Origin of the sequence: Hymenobacter sp., from assembly GCF_031398885.1 — a bacterium.
In the GTDB taxonomy this organism is placed as follows: Bacteria; Bacteroidota; Bacteroidia; order Cytophagales; family Hymenobacteraceae; genus Hymenobacter.
This window is the reverse complement of record NZ_JANNOD010000068.1, coordinates 1-3,752: the sequence shown is the minus strand read 5'-3', so window position 1 is coordinate 3,752 and position 3,752 is coordinate 1. Positions and strand designations below refer to the sequence as shown.

The following is a 3,752-nucleotide window of genomic DNA, read 5'->3' as shown; positions in this document are numbered from 1 at the left end:
GATGATGCACGCGGCCGTCCGGTCGGGCCGGGGCAAGAAGCTCAAGGCCGACGCGCTGCAGGGCGACATGTTCTTCGCCGACGCGGCCATCGCCAACGGCCTGGCCGACGAGAAGGGCGACTTCAGCTACGCCGTGAGCCGGGCCCTGGAGCTGGCCGGCGGCCCCGACCGCGGCGAGGCCGTGGAGGAGGACATCGCCACCGACCCGGGCAATCCGGAAGAGCTTCTCGACGAGGACGCCGAGGAAACCCCCAACGCCACCCATTTAACCCCTAATAGCATGTTCGGAAAGAACAAATTCCCGGCCGTTGCGGCCCTGGCGAACCTCGAAGGAGCCGCCCTTACCACCGCCCTGGTCGATGCGGCCAACGAGGAGCTCGAAGCGGCCGGCATCACCGGCGCCGCCCTCGTCACCGCCGCGGCCTTCGAAGGCATGGAGGCTTCGATTGGCGCCACCGCGGCCGCGCTCAAAGCCGCCGGCGTCGAGTCGATTGCCGCCCTGGTGGCCCAGCGCGACGAAGCCCGCACCCAGGCCGACGAGTTCGGCAGCCAGCCCGGCGAGCTGCCCACCACCGCGGCCAAGCTGAAAGGCGACGTGACCGAGGAGGGCGGCGATGAATACGCCAAAACGGTGGAGGCCCTGCACAAGAAGATGCTCGGCGAGGCATAGGCCCGCCCCACTAGTAGTTCAATTTTTCATTTCGCTTTTTAATTCTTTGATGCAATGGCATTAGTTATCGCCGACGTAGTGGCCCAATTCGGAGCCTACTACCTCAACCAGGGCCAGAACCTGACCCGCCTGTACCAGCTGCTGCGCTCGGCCACCACGACCGAGAGCATGTTCACGCCGGTGAACACCGACGATACGCTCTGGCGCGCCGCCAAGACGCTGTTCAGCCGTGTGGTGCAGCCCTTCCAAAAGGCCTTCACACCGCTGGCCGGCGTCACGTTCGTGCCCGTGGCCATCGAGCAGTTCAAGATGAAGGTGGACGCCCAGGAGTACCCCGACGAGCTGGAGGCCTCGTGGCTTGGCTTCATGGACGGCGAGAGCATCGACCGCAAGGCCTGGCCCTTCGTGCGCTGGTACGTGGAGGTGTACCTGATTCCCCAGATTAAGCAGGACATCGAGTTCAACGAAATCTACCAGGGCGTGTTCGCCGTGCCCACCGCCGGCACCGCCGGCCCGGCCGGCACGTCGCTGAACGGCCTGAAGAAGACCCTCAACGGCCACATCAGCGCCGGCCGCATCGAGCCGATTATCACCGGCGCGCTCGACGCCACGCCCGAAGGCCTGGTGGAGCAGATGGAAGCCTTCGCCGACGGCATCCACAAGGACTACTGGAACATCCCCATGATGCTCGGCTGCTCGGAAGAGGTAGCCCGTCGTTTCCTGCGGGGCCAGGAGCGCAAGTACGGCAAGAACACCGGCGGCGGGGCCTTGGGCCTGGTCATCAACAACACCAACATCACGTTGCAGGGCCTGCCTTCGCACCGCAACACCGAGAAAATCTGGTGCACGCCCAAGGGCAACGCCATCATGCTGCGCAAGCGCATCCAGAACCAGAGCCAGATTCTGGTCGAGAGCGTGGACCGCTTGCTCAAGTTCTTCACCGACTTCAGCATGGGCATCGGATTCATCATTCCGGAAATCGTTTTCACCAACGACCGGGACCTGGTCTAGTGACCATCGACGCGCCGGCATCCTCGCGTAGGGTGCCGGCCATCGTCGGTTTTGCCACCTAAATCATTCAATTCATTTGTTTTTAGCGCCCATCCATCATGGCTGAAGATACCAAAGAGGCCACCGCGGCCGAACTCAAAAAGCAGGTCACCAGCCTGAAGCAGGAGCTGGCCGACACCAAAGAGGAACTGGCCACCGCCAACGGCATCATCCAGGAAGTAACCCAGCGCCTCGAAAACGCCGACGCCATCCAGGCGGAAAGCGCGACGCACGTGCTCACCTTCGAAAAGAAGCAGTACCGGGTGCTGGCCGCTCGCCTGCAGCACAAAGGCACCAAGTACGAAGCCAAGGACCTGAGCAAGCACCCCGAGGTGCTCAAGGACCTCATCGGCGACGGCAAAGGCCTGGTACAGCTGATTACGGCGGCCAAAGAGTAGGGCTTCGGCCCGCTCACTTTTCCTATTGTAACACCCTTTAAATCCCAGTACAATGGATTTATTCGATTTGCCCGGCCCCGGCGGTAAAGACAACACGCCCGGCCTGAAAGGCAACATCTTCATCGCGGCCGAGGACGACTTCGCCGTCATCAAAGGCGTTAAAACGACCACCGCCGCCGGCGACTCGGTGACCATCGACGGCTCGCACCTCTTCAAGCCCGGCAAGGGTTTCATTCAGGTGTACACGACCCAGGACACGGCCCAGTTCAAGCTCGGCAACGTGGGCGAGCGCGACGGCCGCGGCAAGAAGGCCACCGGCGAGTTTTTCAACCCCGGCAACTCGAAGCTGGCGGCCGAGTTTGACCGCATCATCAAGAACCGCTCGTGCATCGTGCTCGTGCAGACGCCCGACAGCGAGGTGCTCCAGTTCGGCGGCGCCGGCCTGGGCCTGGAGGTGCTCGGCGAATATGATTCCGCCAAGCTCTCGGGCGGCCGCCGCGGCTTCATGTACAAGTGCGAGGGCTACCAGAACGGCCTGCAGTTCTACGAGGGGGCCATCACCCTGCGCGATGGGTCCAGCATCAACCCGCAAACCGGCGCCGTAACGCCCGGCGCTTAAGATGTTCGTGCCGGTCCTCAAATCGCTGCAGCCCGAAGTCGCCGCACGCTATGCGCCCGCCCGTTCGGGGCACACGCGCTTTTACGTGATGGAGTGGAGCCGGGAAGTCGACCTCTGCCAGCTCACGCTGGCGGAGGCCGACGAGCTGGTGAAGTTGCCCAACGGCCTCGACATGCTGCAGCCGCTGAAGCCGGACACGAGCGAAACCATTGCCGCCTTGGTAACCGCCCCCGTGGCGAAGCCCAAGCGCAAACGAAAGACGGGAGCGCCAGGAGGAAAGTGAGGGGAAGTTGGGGTCGCTCCCGCGGACGCATCAGGCAGTTGCCTGGTGCGTTTTTTTTCGTCCTTTTCTCGCTGGCGGCGGCGCGGCAAGTTTGCAGCGTGAAGGAGGTGAGGAAGTGGTTGGAAAGCTCGCAGCGGGACTACGCCGCCGGCGTGGCCCTGTTCGAGGCGCACGGCCGGAGCAGCGTGCTCAAGCGGCTGCTCAGCGGCCCGGCGTCGGACTATACCCGCGAGGTGCTGGTGCGGGAGCTTACGAAGCTCACGGCGCCGGTCTTATGTGACGGTCATGTGATTTCGGGGCCCAAAAAGGTGGCGGCAGTGCCCGCGAAGGCCGAAATCTTACGTGACCTTCATGTGACTGAGGCCCCAAATGGGGAGGAGCTACGCCGGCAGCGCCGCAAGCTATTCGCCGACCGCGATTACCTGCATGCCAGCCTCGAACTGCTGCCCACCGAGAAAGAGCGGCTGGCAGCTTCCCTGCAGCTGCTCGAATCGGTGAAGCGCATCCAGTTGAGCTACGACGTAGCCGCCGGCCGCGTGGTGGACCCGGCGCCGGCGCCCGGGCCCGACCTGGCCGCCATCACCGACGCCGGCGAGGTGCGCCGGCTGCTGGCCAACCTCAAGCCCCTGCGCTCCAAACTGAAAAACCGCCCCGACCGCGCCGATAAGCTGGCCGAGGTAGAAGCCGACATCCATTTACTAGAAGCCAAGCTGAAGCCATGAGTGAAGTTGA

Annotated in this window: 6 protein-coding genes; all 6 read left to right on the top strand. The window is 63.7% G+C overall.

Annotation, left to right across the window (positions count from 1 at the left end):
• Positions 1-670 (top strand): hypothetical protein (locus RMO51_RS14380; protein WP_310395720.1); only part of this gene is annotated, 670 nt, incomplete at its 5' end.
• 54 nt (positions 671-724) lie between these two features.
• Positions 725-1,681: a hypothetical protein gene (locus RMO51_RS14375; RefSeq protein ID WP_310395719.1), complete on the top strand. Its 957-nt coding sequence runs from the start codon at positions 725-727 to the stop codon at positions 1,679-1,681.
• Positions 1,682-1,779: 98 nt separating this feature from the next.
• On the top strand, positions 1,780-2,118 hold the full coding sequence (locus RMO51_RS14370; protein ID WP_310395718.1) for a hypothetical protein: 339 nt from the start codon (positions 1,780-1,782) through the stop codon (positions 2,116-2,118).
• Between the two features lie 52 nt (positions 2,119-2,170).
• Positions 2,171-2,737: a hypothetical protein gene (locus RMO51_RS14365; RefSeq protein WP_310395715.1), complete on the top strand. Its 567-nt coding sequence runs from the start codon at positions 2,171-2,173 to the stop codon at positions 2,735-2,737.
• A gap of 7 nt (positions 2,738-2,744) precedes the next feature.
• Positions 2,745-3,020, top strand: coding sequence for a hypothetical protein (locus RMO51_RS14360; RefSeq protein ID WP_310395713.1), 276 nt, complete (start codon positions 2,745-2,747; stop codon positions 3,018-3,020).
• A 107-nt stretch (positions 3,021-3,127) separates the two neighbouring features.
• On the top strand, positions 3,128-3,742 hold the full coding sequence (locus tag RMO51_RS14355) for a hypothetical protein (protein WP_310395712.1): 615 nt from the start codon (positions 3,128-3,130) through the stop codon (positions 3,740-3,742).
• Positions 3,743-3,752 lie beyond the last annotated feature (10 nt).

Excerpts from the sequence above, each read along its gene's own strand:
- RMO51_RS14375 (WP_310395719.1), top strand. The coding sequence starts at position 725 with ATGGCATTAGTTATCGCCGACGTAGTGGCCCAATTCGGAGCCTACTAC.
- RMO51_RS14365 (WP_310395715.1), top strand. The coding sequence starts at position 2,171 with ATGGATTTATTCGATTTGCCCGGCCCCGGCGGTAAAGACAACACGCCC.
- RMO51_RS14370 (WP_310395718.1), top strand. The coding sequence starts at position 1,780 with ATGGCTGAAGATACCAAAGAGGCCACCGCGGCCGAACTCAAAAAGCAG.